This is a genomic window from Xanthobacter autotrophicus, from assembly GCF_005871085.1.
GTDB classification, from domain to species: Bacteria; Pseudomonadota; Alphaproteobacteria; order Rhizobiales; family Xanthobacteraceae; genus Xanthobacter; species Xanthobacter autotrophicus.
On the sequence record NZ_VAUP01000015.1, the window covers coordinates 469481 to 487634 of the forward strand.

Annotated in this window: 21 protein-coding genes and 2 tRNA genes; 6 read left to right on the forward strand and 17 right to left on the reverse strand. The window is 60.9% G+C overall.

Annotation, left to right across the window (positions count from 1 at the left end; genetic code table 11):
• Positions 1-5: 5 nt before the first annotated feature.
• Positions 6-413 (reverse strand): ArsR/SmtB family transcription factor, encoded by a 408-nt coding sequence (locus tag FBQ73_RS06870; protein WP_138398727.1) that lies wholly within the window; start codon positions 411-413, stop codon positions 6-8.
• A 189-nt stretch (positions 414-602) separates the two neighbouring features.
• Here FBQ73_RS06870 and FBQ73_RS06875 point away from each other — a divergent pair, with 189 nt between their 5' ends.
• On the forward strand, positions 603-1211 hold the full coding sequence (locus FBQ73_RS06875; RefSeq protein WP_138398728.1) for an LOG family protein: 609 nt from the start codon (positions 603-605) through the stop codon (positions 1209-1211).
• 218 nt (positions 1212-1429) lie between these two features.
• On the opposite strand, the gene FBQ73_RS06880 is transcribed toward FBQ73_RS06875, so the two are convergent.
• The 7 genes from FBQ73_RS06880 to FBQ73_RS06915 all read right to left on the reverse strand — a co-directional run bounded on the left by FBQ73_RS06880 (position 1430) and on the right by FBQ73_RS06915 (position 4309).
• Positions 1430-1506: transfer RNA gene (locus tag FBQ73_RS06880), tRNA-Arg, on the reverse strand.
• A gap of 178 nt (positions 1507-1684) precedes the next feature.
• Positions 1685-1990, reverse strand: coding sequence for an ETC complex I subunit (locus tag FBQ73_RS06885; RefSeq protein WP_138398729.1), 306 nt, complete (start codon positions 1988-1990; stop codon positions 1685-1687).
• 125 nt (positions 1991-2115) lie between these two features.
• The gene (locus tag FBQ73_RS06890; RefSeq protein WP_138398730.1) at positions 2116-2421 is read right to left on the reverse strand and encodes a hypothetical protein; all 306 of its coding nucleotides are present in this window, start codon (positions 2419-2421) and stop codon (positions 2116-2118) included.
• Between the two features lie 138 nt (positions 2422-2559).
• Positions 2560-2636 (reverse strand) — tRNA-Pro (locus FBQ73_RS06895).
• 502 nt (positions 2637-3138) lie between these two features.
• A complete protein-coding gene (locus tag FBQ73_RS06900; RefSeq protein WP_138398731.1) occupies positions 3139-3624 on the reverse strand; it encodes a thermonuclease family protein in 486 nt (161 codons plus the stop codon).
• Positions 3625-3873: 249 nt separating this feature from the next.
• The gene (locus FBQ73_RS06910) at positions 3874-4098 is read right to left on the reverse strand and encodes a hypothetical protein (RefSeq protein WP_138398733.1); all 225 of its coding nucleotides are present in this window, start codon (positions 4096-4098) and stop codon (positions 3874-3876) included.
• Position 4099: 1 nt separating this feature from the next.
• Positions 4100-4309 carry a hypothetical protein gene (locus tag FBQ73_RS06915; RefSeq protein WP_138398734.1) on the reverse strand — a complete coding sequence of 70 codons (210 nt, stop codon included), beginning with the start codon at positions 4307-4309 and terminating at the stop codon, positions 4100-4102.
• 110 nt (positions 4310-4419) lie between these two features.
• Between FBQ73_RS06915 and FBQ73_RS06920 the strand changes: the two genes are divergently transcribed.
• Positions 4420-5088 carry an SOS response-associated peptidase gene (locus tag FBQ73_RS06920; protein ID WP_138398735.1) on the forward strand — a complete coding sequence of 223 codons (669 nt, stop codon included), beginning with the start codon at positions 4420-4422 and terminating at the stop codon, positions 5086-5088.
• Between the two features lie 386 nt (positions 5089-5474).
• On the opposite strand, the gene FBQ73_RS06925 is transcribed toward FBQ73_RS06920, so the two are convergent.
• Positions 5475-5807 (reverse strand): hypothetical protein, encoded by a 333-nt coding sequence (locus FBQ73_RS06925; protein WP_138398736.1) that lies wholly within the window; start codon positions 5805-5807, stop codon positions 5475-5477.
• A gap of 290 nt (positions 5808-6097) precedes the next feature.
• On the opposite strand from FBQ73_RS06925, the gene FBQ73_RS06930 reads away from it, so the two are divergent.
• From FBQ73_RS06930 to FBQ73_RS06940, 3 genes are all read left to right on the forward strand, one after another.
• Positions 6098-6883, forward strand: a complete 786-nt coding sequence (locus FBQ73_RS06930) for a hypothetical protein (protein WP_138398737.1) — start codon at positions 6098-6100, stop codon at positions 6881-6883.
• 165 nt (positions 6884-7048) lie between these two features.
• A complete protein-coding gene (locus tag FBQ73_RS06935) occupies positions 7049-8419 on the forward strand; it encodes a hypothetical protein (protein WP_138398738.1) in 1371 nt (456 codons plus the stop codon).
• Between the two features lie 8 nt (positions 8420-8427).
• Positions 8428-9114, forward strand: coding sequence for a hypothetical protein (locus tag FBQ73_RS06940; RefSeq protein WP_138398739.1), 687 nt, complete (start codon positions 8428-8430; stop codon positions 9112-9114).
• A 186-nt stretch (positions 9115-9300) separates the two neighbouring features.
• Here the strand turns inward: FBQ73_RS06940 and FBQ73_RS06945 are convergent, their stop codons facing one another.
• Positions 9301-9555 carry a nucleoside/nucleotide kinase family protein gene (locus tag FBQ73_RS06945; RefSeq protein ID WP_138398740.1) on the reverse strand — a complete coding sequence of 85 codons (255 nt, stop codon included), beginning with the start codon at positions 9553-9555 and terminating at the stop codon, positions 9301-9303.
• 1087 nt (positions 9556-10642) lie between these two features.
• Here FBQ73_RS06945 and FBQ73_RS06960 point away from each other — a divergent pair.
• A complete protein-coding gene (locus FBQ73_RS06960) occupies positions 10643-13336 on the forward strand; it encodes an HD domain-containing protein (RefSeq protein ID WP_138398742.1) in 2694 nt (897 codons plus the stop codon).
• Positions 13337-13674: 338 nt separating this feature from the next.
• Here FBQ73_RS06960 and FBQ73_RS06965 read toward each other — a convergent pair whose 3' ends face one another.
• The 7 genes from FBQ73_RS06965 to FBQ73_RS06995 all read right to left on the reverse strand — a co-directional run bounded on the left by FBQ73_RS06965 (position 13675) and on the right by FBQ73_RS06995 (position 17939).
• On the reverse strand, positions 13675-13914 hold the full coding sequence (locus FBQ73_RS06965) for a hypothetical protein (protein ID WP_138398743.1): 240 nt from the start codon (positions 13912-13914) through the stop codon (positions 13675-13677).
• A 3-nt stretch (positions 13915-13917) separates the two neighbouring features.
• The gene (locus FBQ73_RS06970; protein ID WP_138398744.1) at positions 13918-14364 is read right to left on the reverse strand and encodes a hypothetical protein; all 447 of its coding nucleotides are present in this window, start codon (positions 14362-14364) and stop codon (positions 13918-13920) included.
• A gap of 105 nt (positions 14365-14469) precedes the next feature.
• Positions 14470-14775 carry a hypothetical protein gene (locus FBQ73_RS06975; RefSeq protein WP_170218770.1) on the reverse strand — a complete coding sequence of 102 codons (306 nt, stop codon included), beginning with the start codon at positions 14773-14775 and terminating at the stop codon, positions 14470-14472.
• Complete coding sequence (locus FBQ73_RS06980; RefSeq protein ID WP_138398746.1) at positions 14772-15680, reverse strand: glycoside hydrolase family 108 protein; 909 nt, start codon at positions 15678-15680, stop codon at positions 14772-14774. The genes FBQ73_RS06975 and FBQ73_RS06980 overlap by 4 nt, the downstream gene beginning before the upstream one ends.
• Positions 15681-16032: 352 nt before the next feature.
• Positions 16033-16281, reverse strand: a complete 249-nt coding sequence (locus tag FBQ73_RS06985) for a hypothetical protein (RefSeq protein WP_138398747.1) — start codon at positions 16279-16281, stop codon at positions 16033-16035.
• An 18-nt stretch (positions 16282-16299) separates the two neighbouring features.
• Positions 16300-17610 carry an SGNH/GDSL hydrolase family protein gene (locus tag FBQ73_RS06990; protein ID WP_138398748.1) on the reverse strand — a complete coding sequence of 437 codons (1311 nt, stop codon included), beginning with the start codon at positions 17608-17610 and terminating at the stop codon, positions 16300-16302.
• Positions 17607-17939 (reverse strand): hypothetical protein, encoded by a 333-nt coding sequence (locus tag FBQ73_RS06995; protein ID WP_138398749.1) that lies wholly within the window; start codon positions 17937-17939, stop codon positions 17607-17609. Before FBQ73_RS06995 ends, FBQ73_RS06990 begins: the two co-directional genes overlap by 4 nt.
• Positions 17940-18154: the final 215 nt, after the last annotated feature.

An 18154-nucleotide genomic window follows, 5' to 3' on the forward strand; every position in this document is an offset into this window, starting at 1 on the left:
ATGGCCTATCGGTCTTCGGTGCGGCCCGCAGGCGGCGCGCAGCAGTCCCCGGGCGGCAACAGCGCCGAGAACAGAGCATCGATCTCACCCTTGAGCGCGGAAATGGCATCCCGGTCGAGGCAGTAGGCGGTGCGCTGGCCCTCGGTCCGGCTCCGGAGCAAGCCTGAGTCCGTGAGGACCTTCAGATGTTGTGAGACAGTGGACTGCGCAAGGGGCAGGCCCCGGACGATCTCGCCGCACACGCAGCGGTCCTGGCCGGCGAGCGTCTCCAATACCTGCAGTCGCACGGGATGGGCCAGCGCCCGCAGGCGCTCGGCAAGGGCTGCACGGTCCGCGACCGGGCGCTCGGAGCCCTGGGGTGCCGGATCGGTGGCGTCGGGTTCGCCAGGGTGGGGAAACGGCGTCATGTTCATCGTTTATCGGCGATAACCGATGAATGCGGCAACTTCAAGCACTTCGCCGCTGGCCGGTTTTTCACGTCGGCGCGTCGTCACGCCGGCGTCGCAGCCACACGCTAGAGCCCGAGCCGATCGGGGCGAACGCCTCCTGCCCCTGACGGTTCGTCACGTCCCACACGGCGTCGAGTTTGCTAAAGTGCTCCCATGGCTAGAATCGAAAGTGTGTGCGTCTATTGCGGCTCCGCATCCGGCACGGATCCGCTGTTCGCCGAGGAAGCGCGCCGGTTCGGGCAGATCCTCGCGGCCGAAGGGGTGCGCCTCGTCTATGGCGGCGGCGGCATCGGGCTGATGGGGGAGGTCGCGAGCGCCACGGCGCTGGCGGGCGGGGCCGTCACCGGCATCATCCCGCGCTTCCTGATGAATCGCGAGCGCGCCTTCGCCCATGAGGCGGAGATGATCGTGGTGGAGGACATGCATGCCCGCAAGCGGCTGATGTTCGAGCGGGCGGACGCCTTCGTGGCCCTGCCCGGCGGGGTCGGCACCCTTGAGGAGTTGGTGGAGCAGTTGACCTGGGCCCAGCTGGGCCGTCACCGCAAGCCCATCCTCATCGCCAACATCTCAGGCTTCTGGGACCCGTTCCTGAACCTCATCGAGCATATGCGGTCCACCGCCTTCATCCGCGAGACGACGCCGGTGGAGATCCTGGCCGCCGACCGGGTGGAAGACATCCTCCCCCGCCTGCGGGAAGCGGCGGCCGCCGTGCCCGAGCGAGTGCTTCACGCGGCGGACGGCGCGCTGGCCGACCGCATGTGAGACGGCGCTATTGGCCGGTCGAGCGTCAGCTGCCCGGCTGGTCCAGCGCGGCGATGGCAACCATGAGAACCGAACCGATCAACACGATCGTGACGACGTTCTGCATGTCCTTCCCCTCTTGCTGCAATGCGGCACGAGGGGATTAGAACAAAGAGCCAGTTTTGTTGCAATGCACAAAAAGCCGAACACGCGCATGATGGCGCCCCACGGCAACGGAATGGCGACCCCGGCAGGGCTCGAACCTGCGACCTAGTGCTTAGAAGGCACTCGCTCTATCCAGCTGAGCTACGGGGCCGGCGTTTCGCTTTTAGAGCGTTTTCAAGCGAAAGGGATACCGGTTCTCACCACGAAAACGTGCCAGCCCACCACGCCCGAGCGCCGCTGAACCCGGCGCGGGCGGAAACCGCCCCTGCGTGACGGGCCGGCGATCCGAAGGCTGTCCACTTTGACCCGACAGGCCCTTGTCCCGTCCGTCAGTGGGTCCACTGGCCCACGCGGGTGAAAGCGAAATTGTCCGAATAGGCCATGCGCCGACGGCCGGCCTCGTGGGGCTCGAACACCTGGAAGGGGATGCCCCGCTTCTGCGCGTAGGCCACCGCCTCTTCCTTGGTCTCGAACTTCAGGCGGATCTGGCTGCGCATGTCGGCCGAAGAGGTGTAGCCCATGAGCGGCTCCACCATGCGCGCGTGCTCCGGCTCATATTCGAACACCCAGAAGCGGGTCTTCCCCACGCCCGACTGCATGGCATTGCGCGACGGCTTGTAGATGCGTGCGACCATGATGCTGAACCCGTCATACGGGGTCGCGCGCCCCTCGCCCGCGACCCATCCCGTCTATAGTTAAGCCGCGCGGCACTGACAACCGAGCAGCATCGGCGAACTGCTCCGCCCCGGCCAGCAGGACCTCAGCGCATCACGAGGCAGGTCGCCGCCGCCTGGGCCGATTCGGCGGCCGTGGCGTGGGCAATCTTGCCCGAGAGCACCAGGCCCCGCGTCTGCTCCGTCACTACGGCACGCCCATCGGCACCGGGAACCAGCAGCGGCGCGCTCGACACATAGATGGCCTTGGCGTCCGGCGGCAACTTGGTGGCGCAGCGGTCGGCCGCCGCCTTGTCCGCGAGGGCCGCCGTGCCGGAAAGCAGCGTACCCACCAGGCCCGCCGCGATAACACCGCCAAAACCAAATGCCCTTGTCGCCTTCATGATCGTCATGCACGCCACTCCCTCGCATCCGCCCGCGCCGGGCGGGGCTGGAGGGGTTAGAGCCGCAGATGGGCGCGGAATGCAAGCTGGACCGTTCGCGACGGGACCGGCAGGAAACGGCAAAGGACCACCCAACGATCGGAAAGATGGTCGGAGCAGCAGGATTTGAACCTGCGACCCTCTGCTCCCAAAGCAGATGCGCTACCAGGCTGCGCTATGCTCCGACTGTTATCTAAGTGGCGTCGTTCCTACATTCTTGGAAAGGTGAACGCAAGGGCGCCAACCGAGGCAAGAGAACAGAAGGGCATCGAATAGAGCCCTCTGGGAGCGAAAGTCCCGAGAAATCCCCGAGCTCGTTCATCGTTCGTTCCGCGTGTGGCGCGCCACTCCTGCGAATTGGCGCCAAGGCCCCGCCGCCGACATCCCCCCAAAGAGACCGGCCGCTGGGTGCATAATTGAGCATGGCGGTTGGCGAACCGGCTAAGCAGTCGTCAAGAGGACGCGCTCGCGGCAGGGGCCGGCGGAGCCCTTGGAGCTTTGGCGAGGTTTCCGCACTGGGGCTGGTTCATTCCGCAAGGGCAATGAAGCTCGCCATCGCGCGCCATAGACGGATCACCGGATCGGCAAACGCAAGGCCAGTCAGCAAGAGCCCGCCTCCCACGAGGCCGACGTTGGCGAGAGCCCGCTTCCACCATGGCGCATCCGGTGAAGTCCACGGCTCATGCATCATTTCGCCCGTCGTGCCGCGCGCCAGTCCCAGGGGACCACGAACTCGGTTGCCCACAGGCCGGCGCCCGCGGCCCTCGCGTCGGCTTCCTGAGCCTCATATTCCCTGCTGTACCGGACGAAGGCGAGCGCCCAGCCGGCCCGTACCATCGCGGCGCCCACGTCTTCACCGTCCACCTGGCAGTGGGCGAGGATCCGCCGGTATCGGTCGCGACCATTCTCGATACAGGCGACGGTGTGCTCGCCCAGCATGCCCGCGAGGAAGAATGCCGCCTTCTGCCCGCAGCGGACCGGCTCGCCCGTTTCCCGCTCGGTGCAGATCTGCCGGCTTTCGGGAGCATCGATCCCCTCTAGTCGGATGCGCGTTCCGTGGATTTCGATGGTGTCTCCATCAATCACCGAGGCGCGCCCGGCGATCGGCTCTGCAGCGAGCGGAGACCATATAGCGCAGAGGACCGCGCTTACTCCGAGGAGCTGGCCGAGCATTTTTGCTTCGATGCGCTGGTGGAGCCGTCCTTGCACACGAACTTGTCGCCGCTGCAATGGGAGACGCCACCCTTGTTGCCCGAGCACGGCGTGTTCCTCGCCAAGGATGGAGAGGCCGCCACCACGATCATCATAACGATAAGGAGGGACCGCACATTACACCCCGCCGCAAATCACTACCCAATGGTCGTGCACCTCAAGGTTGATTGTCCAGCCAAAAGCTCCCTTAGGGCATCTCGCCGCAGCCCTTCATTTCGACTGTGGTCGGCTGGGCTGAAGGGCGGTCCAGTCGCACCCCAGGAAAATCGCAGCCTGATGGATCGCATCGAGGTACGCCGAAAGCGCGCGGTACTCGGGCGAACCGATCGGCGCCCGAGCGAGCAGTTGGAAAACGCTGTTGCGGGCGGCCGTCACCGTCGCGATGAACTGAGCCGCATCGGCCTCTGACCATCCTCGCTTTGACCGCTGGACCATCTCAGTCCTCGACCGGCTGCCGCCGCCGCCTGAAGCCGGCGGATGCGTCCGCCTTTAGCGTCGACATCTCGTGTTCAAGGAAAGCTTGGCCGACCAGCAGGGCGCGGATGGTCTCGCGCGGGTCGCCATCGCATATAGTCAGAGCCTGGTCGATCTCGGCATCGCTCACGTCAAAAGGGGATCGTTCGGCGGGCGCGGGCTCGCTCGGCATGGCCGTCTCCGGTCTGGTTTCCGGCATATGGATTCCATGGGAACAAAAATAGAACAAGCCGCTACATCTTGGGGGTGGAACGTGGGGGAGACCGAGGCTACCGTTGCCCCATGTGCAACCTCTACAGCCACACCTCAAACGCTCAGGCGATCATCGACCTGGTGCGTGCGACGCGGAACTTGGCCGGCAATCTGCCGCCGCAGCCGGGCATTTTCCCGGACTATTCCGCCCCCATCGTGCGGACGGGTGAAGATGGTGCGCGTGAACTCGCCATGGCGCGCTGGGGCATGCCGTCGCCGCAGTTCGTGCTGAAAGGCCGCACCACAGATTCGGGCGTCACGAACATCCGCAACGTCGCCTCGCCGCACTGGCGTCGCTGGCTGGGCCCGGCGCACCGCTGCCTGGTGCCCTTCACCAGCTTCAGCGAGTACGACACCGTAGACGGCAAGAAGGTGCCGGTGTGGTTCGCATTGTCCGAGGAGCGGCCCCTCGCCTTCTTCGCCGGCCTGTGGACGACGTGGACCAGCGTTCGAAAAAAGGCCGAGGGCGAGATCACCACCGACGTCTACGGCTTCCTTACCTGCGAGCCCAGCGAGCCGGTGGCGAGCATCCACCCGAGGGCGATGCCGGTAGTGCTCACGGAGCCGGCCGAGTTCGAGGCATGGTTGCTGGCGCCATGGGATGAGGCGAAGGCGCTGCAGCGGCCTTTGCCGGACGCCGCGCTGGAGATCGTTGCGCGGGGTGATAGGAAGGATCAGCCGTTGGCCCATCCCGTCTAACGCGCAGAGATGACCCATACCTCCCATTGGCTTGGCATCGACATCTACAGGCCCGGCAATGAAAATGATTCGATCATAGGAGATGATATTTTGTGCCACTGGCATGATGCATCTGAAATTAAACATTCGGAGTCTTTTAAGTATGACGCGCTTGAATTTGTAAAAGACAATAATCCGAATACAAAAGGTGGGAAAATAACCGAAAATTATCTAAAGTAGACGGTGGAACGCCGCAAGTCTGCGATGTAGAGATATGAAAGTTGGGTCGGATATTGGATTCGCCGAAAAAACTTGATAAAGTGTATTTACCCCGCTGCACCAACGGCGATCACACCCGCAGGCAGCGCCGGTGCCTCTAGAACGGCGGCGAGAAGGAGTGACCAAGTTCATGCGCGGATAGCCTCGCGCTTGTATTGCTCTTTGATGTCCGCGATTTCATCGAGCATGAGCTTGAGCCCGATCAGCGCCTCCTGCTCGTGCTCGGCCAAGGGCTCGGCTGGATGGAAGTGTTTCATAAGCACCGTTAGCGCATCGCCGATCCGGCCCAGCTGCCTTCCATAGCTGCCAACCTCATTCAGGACCTGCTCCTCGACCTCCGGCGCGCTCGACTTGCCAAGGTTGATGTTGATCACCCCTATCTGATTGTTGAAGGGGCTCAGGAAGGCCGTCCAGATCGCCTGAACGACATCCCCTGACAGCGGCAGCTTCATCGTTCGCATCGGCACGCCCTCCTATATGTGACAAAGGATATTATCACAGATAAAAGTGCGGGCCAGCGCTCGCTCCATCCGTTTCGCACTTTCGGTAGAAGGGAAGAGACGTGGGTTGCCTGTTGCTTCGCTATAAAATGATGTAATGGGCAGGCTTCCGGTAAGTCGGTTCATTATGAAACGAGGTGCATTGGATGGCAGGGCGGCGTCGCACCCGATACTATTCTGACGCGGACTTTGAGACGGGAGTCACGCGTTCACAGCTCAAGCGCCTAGCTCGCGCGCGTCAACTTGAGTACATGATCCACTGGTTTGGTCGAAATTTTGAAGACCCCGCGAACGAGACCCCTTACGAAACCCGCGAGGGCGGCTATCAGTATATCTGGGGCGGACCGTATGACGCGGCTGAAGAACTTTTTGCTGAATTCGGCGACATTGTGCTGGAGGACCGGATTCGCCAAGCGGTCGACAAAGTTGAGAGCGATGGAATAACAAATTGGGCACCTAGCCGGAATCATCCAAACCACCCCAATCAACAATATGCGCGTGAAGAATTGGTAGACGAATATCCGGACGATAAGCCCGAAGAAAGGCCGCTCCAGCAAGTCCTGAAAATGTTGGAGAGCGGCGCGACGCCGATTTTTGGTGGAGAAGAGGAGCGAGCGCAGCGCCGTGAAATCCTGTCTCGCCTCGATGTGCTTGAAGCGGAGCTGAAGGCGCTGAAGCCAGCCCATGGCGGCATTGGGCATAATCGCCCGCCTGAGGATGAAGAGACCAGCCCTATCGTCGGAGAAGTCCAGGAAGCAGTCGCCGAGATAGGCGCAGAAATGGTCAAAGCCACCCCTGATGCCCTCGCCGTCGCGCAGGCAACCTCACGGCTGCAAACCGCAATCGGGTGGCTGCAAAAGAAGGCGGATACCGCGGTCGACGCCTTTGCAAAATCACTTGGCAACGCCGCCGGCATAAGTGTTGCCGGCCTGGCGACCTATGTCACCTCCCAGTTCCTCCCTGGCGTGGCGAAGGCGGCGTCAGACGTGGTTTCGGCGACAATCGCTTGGCTCCAGACCGTTACTGGGCCTTTTTAGACGCCAAATCTGCCCGACGACACACGCTTGCAGTTCTCTGATTTTTGCGACAGTCACGGCCCCGGGCCCGCTGGAGGTGCCCACGGCCGAAACACAACAATGCCGAGCATCCCATATATGCCGGCCCGGCCCTGACTGCTAAGGTCGAGAGCAGGGGGGAATAGAATGGCGTACAAGAAATTGGCGCTCGACGCGCTCACCGTGAATAGCGCCAACGACCGCCACGGCGAGCTCGAGAATGAAACAGCGGCCATCGGTTGGTTGTTCACTAACCACGAAAAGGCCATGCGCGCATTGGCGAAGGACCTCGCAGAGACCGGCGATGTTTACGAGCCGCCGTTGGTTTGGCCGAACGGAGACGCCTACCTCGTCTTCGACGGCAACCGGCGCGTCACCTGCCTCAAGCTGATCGCCCAGCCGGAGCGAGCGCCGAGCGTAGAACTGCAAGCCTTTTTCAAAGGCCTGAAGGAGAGTTGGGCCGGCACCTTCCCCACGAGGCTCGAATGTCAGATCGAGCCCGACCGCGAGCGCATTGACGATATTTTACTGCGCCGGCATACGGGCACGCGCGGCGGCGTCGGGCGCAATCCCTGGACAGACCGGATGACGGCGACCTTCGTGGAGCGGACGGGCAAGGGCGGCGGGGTCAACGTCGCGGACGAGATAGAAAAGCGGCTTCAAGCCGCAGGCGCGCTGCCGGCGAGGAAAATACCGTGGTCGACGGCCAATCGGCTCTTGTCCTCCGAAGGCCTGCGCAATCGCGTCGGAATCAGCGTGACGCGCGGCAAGTTCCAACTCACCCATAATGAAAGCTTGGTTCTTCCGATCTTCCGGCGTGTGGCGGAGGATCTCGCAAGCCGCAAGGTGGTCCTCGGCGATCTCTGGGATAACGAGGGCAAGGTCGCCTATCTCGACGGCCTGGAGACCGAGGGCGTATTGCCCTTACCGCCGCTAACCCCTCCGGTCGCTGGATCGGGCGCCGACCTTAGCCCCCCACCGAAGCCCAATCCCGGCCTGGCTCCCAATTCCGGACGAGGTCCGGGCGACCACACCGCGCCTCCGGTCGCCCCGCAACCGCCGCTGGCTCCGAAGCCGAGCAAGCGCACAACCCTAATTCCTCAAGTCAACCATGCGGTGGTTTGGCAGGCCCACGTCCAGCGTCATCGCCAGATTTGGGACGAGTTGCAGTTCAAGTTGCGGCTGGACGACCACCCCAACGCGATCTCGGTGCTGTTCCGAGTCCTGTTCGAGCTCGCTATCGATAATTATATCACGCGCAATAACCTCACCGCCGTTCATCCGAACGATCTGCTGAAAAACAAGGTCAAGAAGGTCGGCGGCGATCTTGAGGCCAAGAGCAAGATCGACGGGAAGTATGCAAGCCTGATCCGCAAGCTCGACAACGCCGACGGCCTGTTCTCAATCGACACGATGAACCGCTATGTCCATTCGCCCGACTTCGCGCCTTCTCCGAGTCACCTGACAGCCCTATGGGATCAGGCATCGCGGCTCATCGTCGTCTGCCTAAACGCTTAGCCCAGCCCATGAACGAAGAGCTTCGCGGCATCCCAGGCCGCATCCTCGGACTAGCGCAAGCGGCCCTCACGCAGGCAAACCATCACGCTGTTTTCTTAGATCCCGGAAACGAGCACTGGCCATTGATGTCTGTGCTCAATACTGCTCACGCTGGAGAACTGTTCCTCAAAGCGATAATCGCCACTGAGCACCCGCTGTTGATCTTCAAGGACCTTGTCACTCTTGAAGACAAGAGCGCTGACGAGCTTGACCTTCAGCGGTTGTTGGCGCGCGGGCGGACGCACGACTTCGAGAAGCTGCCACAGGTCCTGTGGGCGACCACCGGCCTGAGAATTCCCAATCCTGATTGCTACGAGCGCCTGCGCCAAGCGCGCAATGCGATCCAGCATTTCTGCCCGCCGGATGTTCGTGACCTCAGCGCATTATCGCTGGAGTTCATCTACACGATCATCGACCCTTTGATCGCCGGCCACTTCGGCATCTACGCCATCGAACACCACGAAGATCACAATGTGAGCTACGATTATGTCGTGGCCTGTTTGCTCCGCCGGGAGCTGCGTTTTTCGATCCCCCAGGATTTCGCGGTGACCGAGATTGACCTTAATGAGGAGATCGGCGGGGCATCCGCCGAGTACCGCACCTGGTTCCGCGAAGCGCTGACGTCCATCGACAAGGCCAATCTGCTCAAGACATAGCGTTCGCTTCCGCCAGGCGACTTCCGGCACCTCGTCATAGCCGGTCGATACTGAAGGACCAAAACGCGGTAGCGCGCGGTCAACCTACCTGCCACAGCCCAGCTGATCGCTCTACAACGGTACCGGGATGTCCGGTTCTGGACAGGCGGGCAAGTTCCGCTCCTGGCGCACCCCACCATAAAACCCTCACTCCCCCATCTCACCAATGAAGTTCGCCTCCACCGGCCGCACCGAATCCGCCACAAGCAGGTCGAGCGCGTCGAAGAAGGACGGGTTCATCGGGTTGATGATCGAAAAATCCCAGTCCAGCAGGCCCCACTCGGAGACGTGCTGCAGCGTCGCCGGATTGGCAGCCGCCGCCGTCGTGATCTCGATCACCACGCCGCCGAGCGCACGGATGGCCTCGACCTCATTCGGGAATCGCACATCGTCCACCACCACGCGGGGCTTGGCGGCGCCGGCGACCTGTTGACCGCCGCCGAACTGGGCGCGCCGCCTCGCTCATGAGCCGGACGCCCCCGGTTGCGCACTGCCGGTGGGCGAAAGGGGGGAGGTAAACGAGATGCCCCGCCCTCCGGAGAGGTCGGGGCTACGATGGCGATTGACGCCGCGCAGGTGAGTCCGCACTATGCGGACATACTCGAGGGGTCAGCCCGGGTGGCATGAGGGATTTCCCGGCATGGTCATTAAGAAGGTGCTGGGGAAATGACCCCCGACCGCTTCCGCGAGTGCCTCACCCTCCTGCGCTGGTCACAGCGTGGGCTGGCCGACGCCCTGGAATGCGACGATCGCCTTATCCGGCGATGGGCTTCCGGAGATGCGGATATTCCTGCCAGCGTGGCCGTTTGGCTGGAGACCCTTGGCCAGTTCCACGCCGCCGCGCCACCACCGACTGGCTGGAAGCGGCGCCCCTCGGCGGAGTAGCCGCCCGGCCTATCTCCCAGCGCCCTGCTGAAGCCCCGCGGGCCGGCGCTTAGCGCGACTGCGACTTGGTGGAAAAGCTTGGCCGGCCGGGCGACAATGCCGCCGATAGCCTGCCCGTTGCTGCCGAGGGAATATGACGAAGCGGAACATGGCGCTTACGGAGCCGGCCGAGTTCGAGGCATAGGTGCTGGTGCCATGGGATGAGGCGAAGGTGCTTCAGCGGCCCTTGCCGGAGGGCACGCTGGAGATCGTGGCGCGCGGCGAGAGGAAGGATGAGCCGGTAGGAGACCGCACCTAATGAGCAGTGACAACCCATAGCAGAAGATAAAACGATTCTTCCTCTGTAAAATTGCCTAGTGCCAATCCAGATAGTTTACATCATCTTGTTGATCCGTCGATACGACGACAATAATTCAATACAACGATTTACATATTTTTGGTATAACTGTATGCGCGCCAATGTTTAATATTGTTAGCGCTACCATTCGTGGAGGCCAGCCGATTATACATAGACACGCATAGCCCTAGCCAACCGATAAGGCATACAATATGTTGTCGGCTTAGGGCAGTGTTGAATAGTTCAGCGGCAAATTGCGGGGCATAAATGACGATCGAACGTTTGGAAGAAACTCTTCTTTGGCGGCAGAGCTTGCATGCCCGTGAAAATGACCCCCATGCAAAATATCGTGACCGACTCCGTAGCTCACTCTTGACGATGCGCGACAACGTCATTCCTTTCGTGAGGAACATCCATCGCGATGTGCTCGGTCTTACAGTCCATGACGAAACGCACCTTGATACACTGTGGGATACCGCGAGCATTATTGCGGGAGAGGAGTTTGAACTCACTCCTATCGAAGCCTTTGTATTTGGTGCGTCAGTGCTACTCCACGACACAGGCATGGCCGTCGCAAGTTACCCCGGAGGTCTGGCAGAGTTGCGAGAAACGGCGATCTGGCGAGACGCCGAGGCCGCAGCGAAATCTCGTCGCAGGCCGCTGTCAGATGCCCCGCTCAGCAGCAGTGAGAAACAAGCTATCTTATTCTTAGTGTTGCGTAAATTGCATGCCGAACAGGCTGCGAAGCTTATAGACTTCACTTTTAAGCGGCCGAATCGTGACGAGGCGATCCCACTCCTGCAGGATATCGGCCTAAAAGACGCGCTGGGTGAAACGATAGGGAGAATTGCTCACAGCCACCATTGGCACAACGCCGACCTGTCCGGAAAATTAGTTCCGGTCGCTGGAACGGTTCCTGGCTTCCCGACCGAATGGACAATAAATGAACTGAAGGTAGCCTGTCTGTTACGGTGCGCTGACGCAGCACATATTGATGCATTGCGAGCACCAACAATGCTGTTCGCCATCTCGCACGTCGAAGATACTTCGGCAGAACACTGGACATTCCAAAACAAGCTGAATGCAGTCACGCGACAGAAAGACAAGCTATTTTACTACGCCGGACAGTCATTCTGCGCCGATGAAGCTGGCAGCTGGTGGCTTGCCTACGATACCATGCAAATGATTGACAGAGAAATTAAGTTGTGCAATGCGATCCTTGAGGAGACAGGAGCCTCTCAATTTGCTACAATCGGTGTGCATGGCATCGACTCCCCGAGACTTTTGAGCAAATCGGTCCGCGTTGACGGGTGGACACCGATTGGAGCAGAAGTAAAAGTCTCGGATCCCGTTCATTTGGCGAGAACGCTCGGAGGCCGCAACCTTTACGGCTTGGGGGCGATCGCGCCGGTGCGCGAGCTTCTTCAGAATGCAGTCGACGCAGTGCGTGCGCGGCGCGCTCACCAGTCGCGAGAGAGCGACTGGGGTAAAATCCGCTTAATCATCGAACGTCCGGATTCTGAGTCCCCTGATGTATGGCTACATGTCGATGACACTGGAACAGGCATGTCAGAGCGTGTAGTAACTGGACCTCTGATTGACTTTGGAAAGTCGTTTTGGTCATCCACTCTATTAGATGAGGAATTTCCAGGTTTACGTAGCAATGCGCCCAAGCTGGTCGGAAAGTTCGGTATCGGCTTTTTTTCAATTTTCCTCCTCGGCGACGCGGTAAGGGTCGTTACCCACCGTTTCGATGCAAGCGAAAGCTCGGCCGTCGTTTTAAGTTTTGACGAACTCACTCGCCGGCCACTGTTGCGAAAAACAGTTACGGGTGAACTCCCCCTCGACTACACCACGCGTGTCAGCGTAAAGCTAAGCGACGCAACGCTGGCTCAGATCGAGCCTCAAAAGGCAGGTGCTTTCAGGGCACCACATTATGTGTCTTTCGTATCATTGATCCTGCATCTGGTAGCTGCAGTAGACGTGGACATCGAGATCATCGATCGCGTCCATCAACAATCTCACAAACATTGCGGTCAGTGGTTGGCGAGCAGTCCAAAAGATTTTCTAGAGGAAGTCTGCGCACTTCAAAATCCAAACGGTATTCTGCAATACATTGAAGCTCATCAGGATCGTGTCCGTCTAATCACCGAGGAAGATGGGACGGTAGTCGGGCGCGCGGTGTTAGCACTACCGGGTCTAGGCGATAAAAGTGGGTTTTTGGTCTCAGTCGGTGGTTTTTCATCCCAACGGGTATTGCTTGAAAAATATCGTTTCAACAATGAACCGCCAGAATCAGGGGTATTTTCGGGTAGCCATTCGATTGTTGGTGTGGTTTTAGGCGACACGTCGGATGCCTCCCGCGCCCTTGCAAGCCCCACTGTCTCCCGGGAGGCAATAGCACGATGGGCCCAAGAGCAAGACTCTTTGATCGCCCCAGAGAGGTTCACTACCTTGTCTCGTGTCGCGATTTGCCATTCCCTCATAAAACTTGGTGCGGAATCGAAGCTTTTGCCATTCGGATTTCTAGGTGGTAAGTTCGTGACTATCGACGAATTTCGACACTCAATTCGGGATTCTATTTATATAGATATTCCCATCGAACACAGTGATTACAAAAACAGCCTCTCATTTCGAGGAATGAACAACCTTACAACTCCATATTTTACGTCTCAATTACACCCAACCGTTGCCGTTGTTCATCAGCTGTCAAATAATGCAGATCTTCTTACTGAAGAAGAACGACGTGAAATCGTCGATTGTGGCCGCAAAGCACTCAGTGCAGATCAGATAAGCAGAGTAATAGATAATCATGAACTGCAATATTTGTGCGATCTTGCGCGAAATGTCTGGGCATCTGATCTTGCGTTCAGCATTGAACGCGCAGACTTGATCGCAGGGAACGCATTCGCAGGCCATCTACGATCGTGGGTACTCCGATTAAGGGGATCAAGGCGCTAACTTCACCGGAATTTATAATCCCGATGTAAGCTCATCCCGTCGTTTGGATTTGGCGCTTTGGACGAACTCCGCGACATACGCGGACGCGCAGTCATTACCGCGCATTTTAGGCGCGCTATGTTGACTCTTTCCTTTGCGGCGAGGCGGCGTCTGCCAGAGCACTATGCTCCATTTTCATAGTGCTCTGCCGCCTCCCCTCCTCCACCAGAACCACCTGCGCCGCCTCGCTCATGAGCCGGACGGCATCGCGGTGCGTGAGTTCCACCGCTCCGCCGCCTGCCCCGGCCGGGTGATGACGACGAACGCACCGTCCCCGTCTTGGTCGATGGCAATCCGGATCATCGCGGGCGCTCCAGCCGCTCCAGCCGCTCGCGGAGGGCATGCACCTCCTTGGCATCGTTCCCCTCGCGGATGGACTCCGTCAGCTCGCGCACGGCCGCCGCGAGGTCTTTCATCCCATCCACCTGCGGCCCGGCCTTCGCCGCAGTCGCCCCATCCTTCTTGCCCTGCCAGGCGGCGAGAACCGCGAGGATGAGCGTGCCGACCAAGACGCTGTCGGCAACCGTGATCCCCAGCATGTCCTACTGCCCCCGTTCGTAACGCGCGTCGAATGCGGCCTTGTAGATGGACAGGATTTCGGCCACGGCGAGCATGGCGTAGACGCCGGTGCCCGTCGCAACGATCCCCCGGTCGACGATGGTGCCCAACGCCATGAGCCACGCGATCTGCCCCCAGATCATGGCGCCGACCACGCAGCCGCCGATTCGCAAGAGCGGGCCGCGCGGCCACCGGCCGTTGATCCAGAGCACCACGATCCGCACTGCGCCCACCAAAGCGAGGACCACGGCGAGCCGCTCCTCGCCGAGGCCATAATGGTTGAACTCGGAGAAGGTGCCTTCCACTGCCATGGTCTCGCCCGGCAGGCTGAGGATGAAGGCCCAGTTGAGCATGACGATGGAGCTGAACCACTCGATCGAGCGGTCAGCGTTGTGGCGCAGGATGTTGAAGGCGCCCGTCATCGGCCCCACCCACAGATCTCCTTGCCGACAGCGTTGTGCGCCCGCACCTGCTGCTGCGTCGGCGGGGTGTCCGCCTTCGACCACGAGATGGCCCGGAAGGACCCGCACGCGGTCCTAGTCCCGGCGGAACCCGTCGTCTGGCAGGCCGTCAGGCCCAGCAGGAGCAGCATCGCTGCGCTCGCGCGCACGGTTCGCCCGGTCAATCGTATGTTGTGCATCGCGTTCCGTCTTCTGCTGGAGGTAGGCGGCGCGATCATCGCCGCCCTTGTCATAGGCCACCCACACCAGCGCGAGGGCTGCATAGATCGCGGCCGAGCGGGAGCCGAAGCGCACCCACACGGCCACGACGATGGCGCCGTTGGCGGCCACATAGAGCCACCAGGGGATGATGGAGAGGAGCCACTGGAGCCACGCCATCACGCGGTCATTTCCGCCGGCACCAGCGCGTTGTCATTGGCGAGCGCCGGCGGCGGCGCGATGTCGAGGTCTGCCGCCATGCGCTTGGCCTTGCGGCTCGCCCACCAGGCCCATGCGGCACCCGCGGCGGCAAGGAGCCCGCCCAGGACGAGCAGCACCACGAGCACGGTATCGAGCGTCTTCGATGCGCCCTGCGCCGGCTGCAGGGCAGTTGCGGCGCTGGAAACGGCAGAGGAAGCCGTCCCGACTGCCGACGTTACGGCGCCCGAGGTGGCGCTGGGCAGCGGCTTGGCGTCGCTGGGCAGGGCCTTGCCCGGCGCAGTGGTCCACCCCGGCGGGGGTGCCAGCACAACCGAGCCGCGCGCGACGGACTGCGCCAGCTTGCGCACGTCGTTCACACGGCGGGACCATCCCTTGCCGTAGACCGCCCAGGTCTTGAGGTTGTGCAGCATCGCCAGCCTGCGATCCTGCATCGCCGCGATCACCGCATCGATATCGTCGATGCGGTTGACCGCCGCGAGGGTGTTGGTACCCATCTGACCGTCCACGAGGATGGGGCCTTCCCCGCTCTTGGCGCGCACGTCATTCACGGCCCGCTGAAGCCACTTCGCTGCCTGAGCGGGGCCGGAATTCACGCCGCCGTCGAAGACGGCATAGTCGAGCCCCGCAGGCAGCTCATCCGCGCGCATCACGTCCCAATAATAGGTGCGCCAGATGGCGACGCGCTCCCGAACGGTGATGTCCCACACGTCGGCGCGAGGCCGCCCCTGATCGCGCAGATACTGGTTATAGCGCGCCTGCGTCACTCCATAGGCGGTGCGTCCGCCGGGGTCTCTCTTGTCGTCATCCTTGCCGCCCTCGTGGACATTGACGCAGGCAAGCGCCGGCTCGAAGTTCTGCGCAACCATGGTTCACCTCATGTTTGTCCGGGAAACGCGCACGGCCCCGCGCTCCCTGACGAGAGGCGGGCCGGCGCGAGTTGTGGTGGGGGTGTGATGGGAGGCTGTGAAGCGGCCGACGCGAATGTTGCGTCGCAACCTAAAGCGGAGCTACAGTTCCAGCGTCAGTTCCAGTTGCCTGAACCACTGGAGCTGATAGGACCGGGTGAGGGGAGTCCACCTCGCCCGGTCCACAGGCGGTCAGGCCTGTAATCGCCAAAATTACCTTCCGTCGAACCGTCACGGCCGCACTCTCTGACGAGTGGCGCGACGATGCGGGCCGTGGTGAGGTTGTTGTCAGAAGCCGCGGCGCGGCGGCCGGTCAGTCGATCAGGTCGGGCAGCGGCGTTCCCGTGATGTCGCCGATGGTCACGCGCGCCTCGGGACAGGCCAGCGCGTCCTCATAAGAGATATGAACGTGGGGGCAGCCTGGCACGCCATTGGTGAAAGTCACATCGCGCCCATCTAGCTCGACGGTGAACGCGCCATCGTTCGACATGAGGTAGAGGCGATAAGTGCCTTCAGGCTCACCAAGGGCGGCGGGAGAGACGACCTTGAGGAAATAGGGCATGAGCCCATCCTTTCTGGATTACATGGTAGAGCGCTTGCGGATTACTCCGCGAGAGACCTCGACGACGACCGTGCCGGCAGCGCGGGCCACCAACTCAATGCGGGGATACACGGAGCTGAGGGTGGTTCCGGCGAGGGAGACCGGGCCGACGACGTGGTCCACGGTATAGGCGATGTCGGGGCCGTACTCCGCAGTCGATCCTTCGATAAGGCTGTAGATGTTGGTCGTCACGCTATCGATGGTCGTATCGACGCGCGCCCGAACCGAGGCAAGCGAAGACATGCCGCTCACAACATTGGCCCGGATGCCGAAATCGAAGATGTCACCAATGGCAAGATTTTGTACAGTAGCAGACGTGACAAGATAAATGCGCTCGCCCGCCGCCGTGAACGTTGCAGTCAGAATGCACTTGCTGCCAACCGCAGGGTCAAGGGTAGTGGCGTTGTCCGTCCCATAGGTGATAGCAACTGTGGGAGAGCCGGAGCGATTGAGCTGCCAGTTGGCCGGGACCGCACCCGACGTGAGCGCAGCGCCGATGCTGTTCGTGCCGCCGGTCTGGGTCACGAAGAACCCATTGGGGAGATAGAGCGTCGGCTGGGTATTGCTGTTGAGGTGCCCAAGGCGGGGATAGGGCGGGATGATCGTGTCCATCAACGTCCTGAGGCTCAGGCCCCAGTAAAACCCTCCAAGGGGTGCCGGGTGCGTTGTATCATAGAAATAGTTTGCCTTGGGCGCGAAGACGGTCGTCGAGTTGATAGGATCAAGGACTACCTTGGAGGCGTCATGCAGATAGACGCCCTTGGGGGCTGTGGGCGCCCATTCGATCAGGGCATTGTTGATGCCGTTGATGTACCCCGACGTAGTCGCATTTAAGTTCGTCGCGCCGGGCAAAAGCTCTATGATAACTTGGGCACCAGCAGCAACAATTGCATTCGCCATGTACTTTATATCAGAAACCGCGCGGGACACACAAGTCCCGGCGTCCGGCCAAATCTGGGCAGCGTTGTTCGTCCCCACGATCAGGATTACAGTCCCCGCACCAGAGGCGATGCACGGACTTAGGTACGCACTGATGACCTGGTCAGTGCGATAGCCCGCATAGCCGAAGAGGCCACGACTTGCAGCAGTCAGCTTGAACCTATTGCTGTACCCATTAACGACAAGCCGCTGAGCCCATGCAAGTTGCGATCGTGCACCCGTGTTATTGTATTGGCTATCGAGATAGAGCGCTGCGGCGATGCTGTCACCAAGGGTCGCGACAAGGTTCGGGCTACGCTGGCGCGTCCACGGGGCCGCCGCCAGCCCGCGCGCGATGCTGTCGATGCTCATTGGCTGATCCTGTAGTTAATGGTTCCGGAGCCAAATGACATGCACCGCAGTCGGTACTGAACGCCGTATTCGGGCTCCTCGAACACTTCCGAGACAGGGCCTCCGAAGGTGGAGATGGCCACGCCCGCACCGGTGATGGGCAGCCAAGTTGTGCCGGAGTCGAAGCTCCGTTCAAGCACCACGGTTCCAACGAACGTGCCCCACAGCGAGACGTTGAAGCCTCGTCCAGGGATGGGGATAAAGCTGGCGCCGTTACCGGTGGCGGTGAAGGTACCAGTAACTGCCGTCTGGCCTGATACCGTGCCCGGCGCCTGCAGAATATTTAGCATTTAGTGCCCCTTAACTGGTCGCCGCGATGTGACGATCCCCTGGCCGCTTAAACGTGGCAATAACAGAATTGCACAACGTGAAGACGCGTCAATGACCAGCACACCCTACGAAAGGCGATCGGGGGCCCTTGCCTATCGGTGACGGAACGAAAGAGTTCATTGGGAGAGCCTCACCTTTGCGGTACCGAAAAACCCCTCCCCTGCTGTCCAACGCC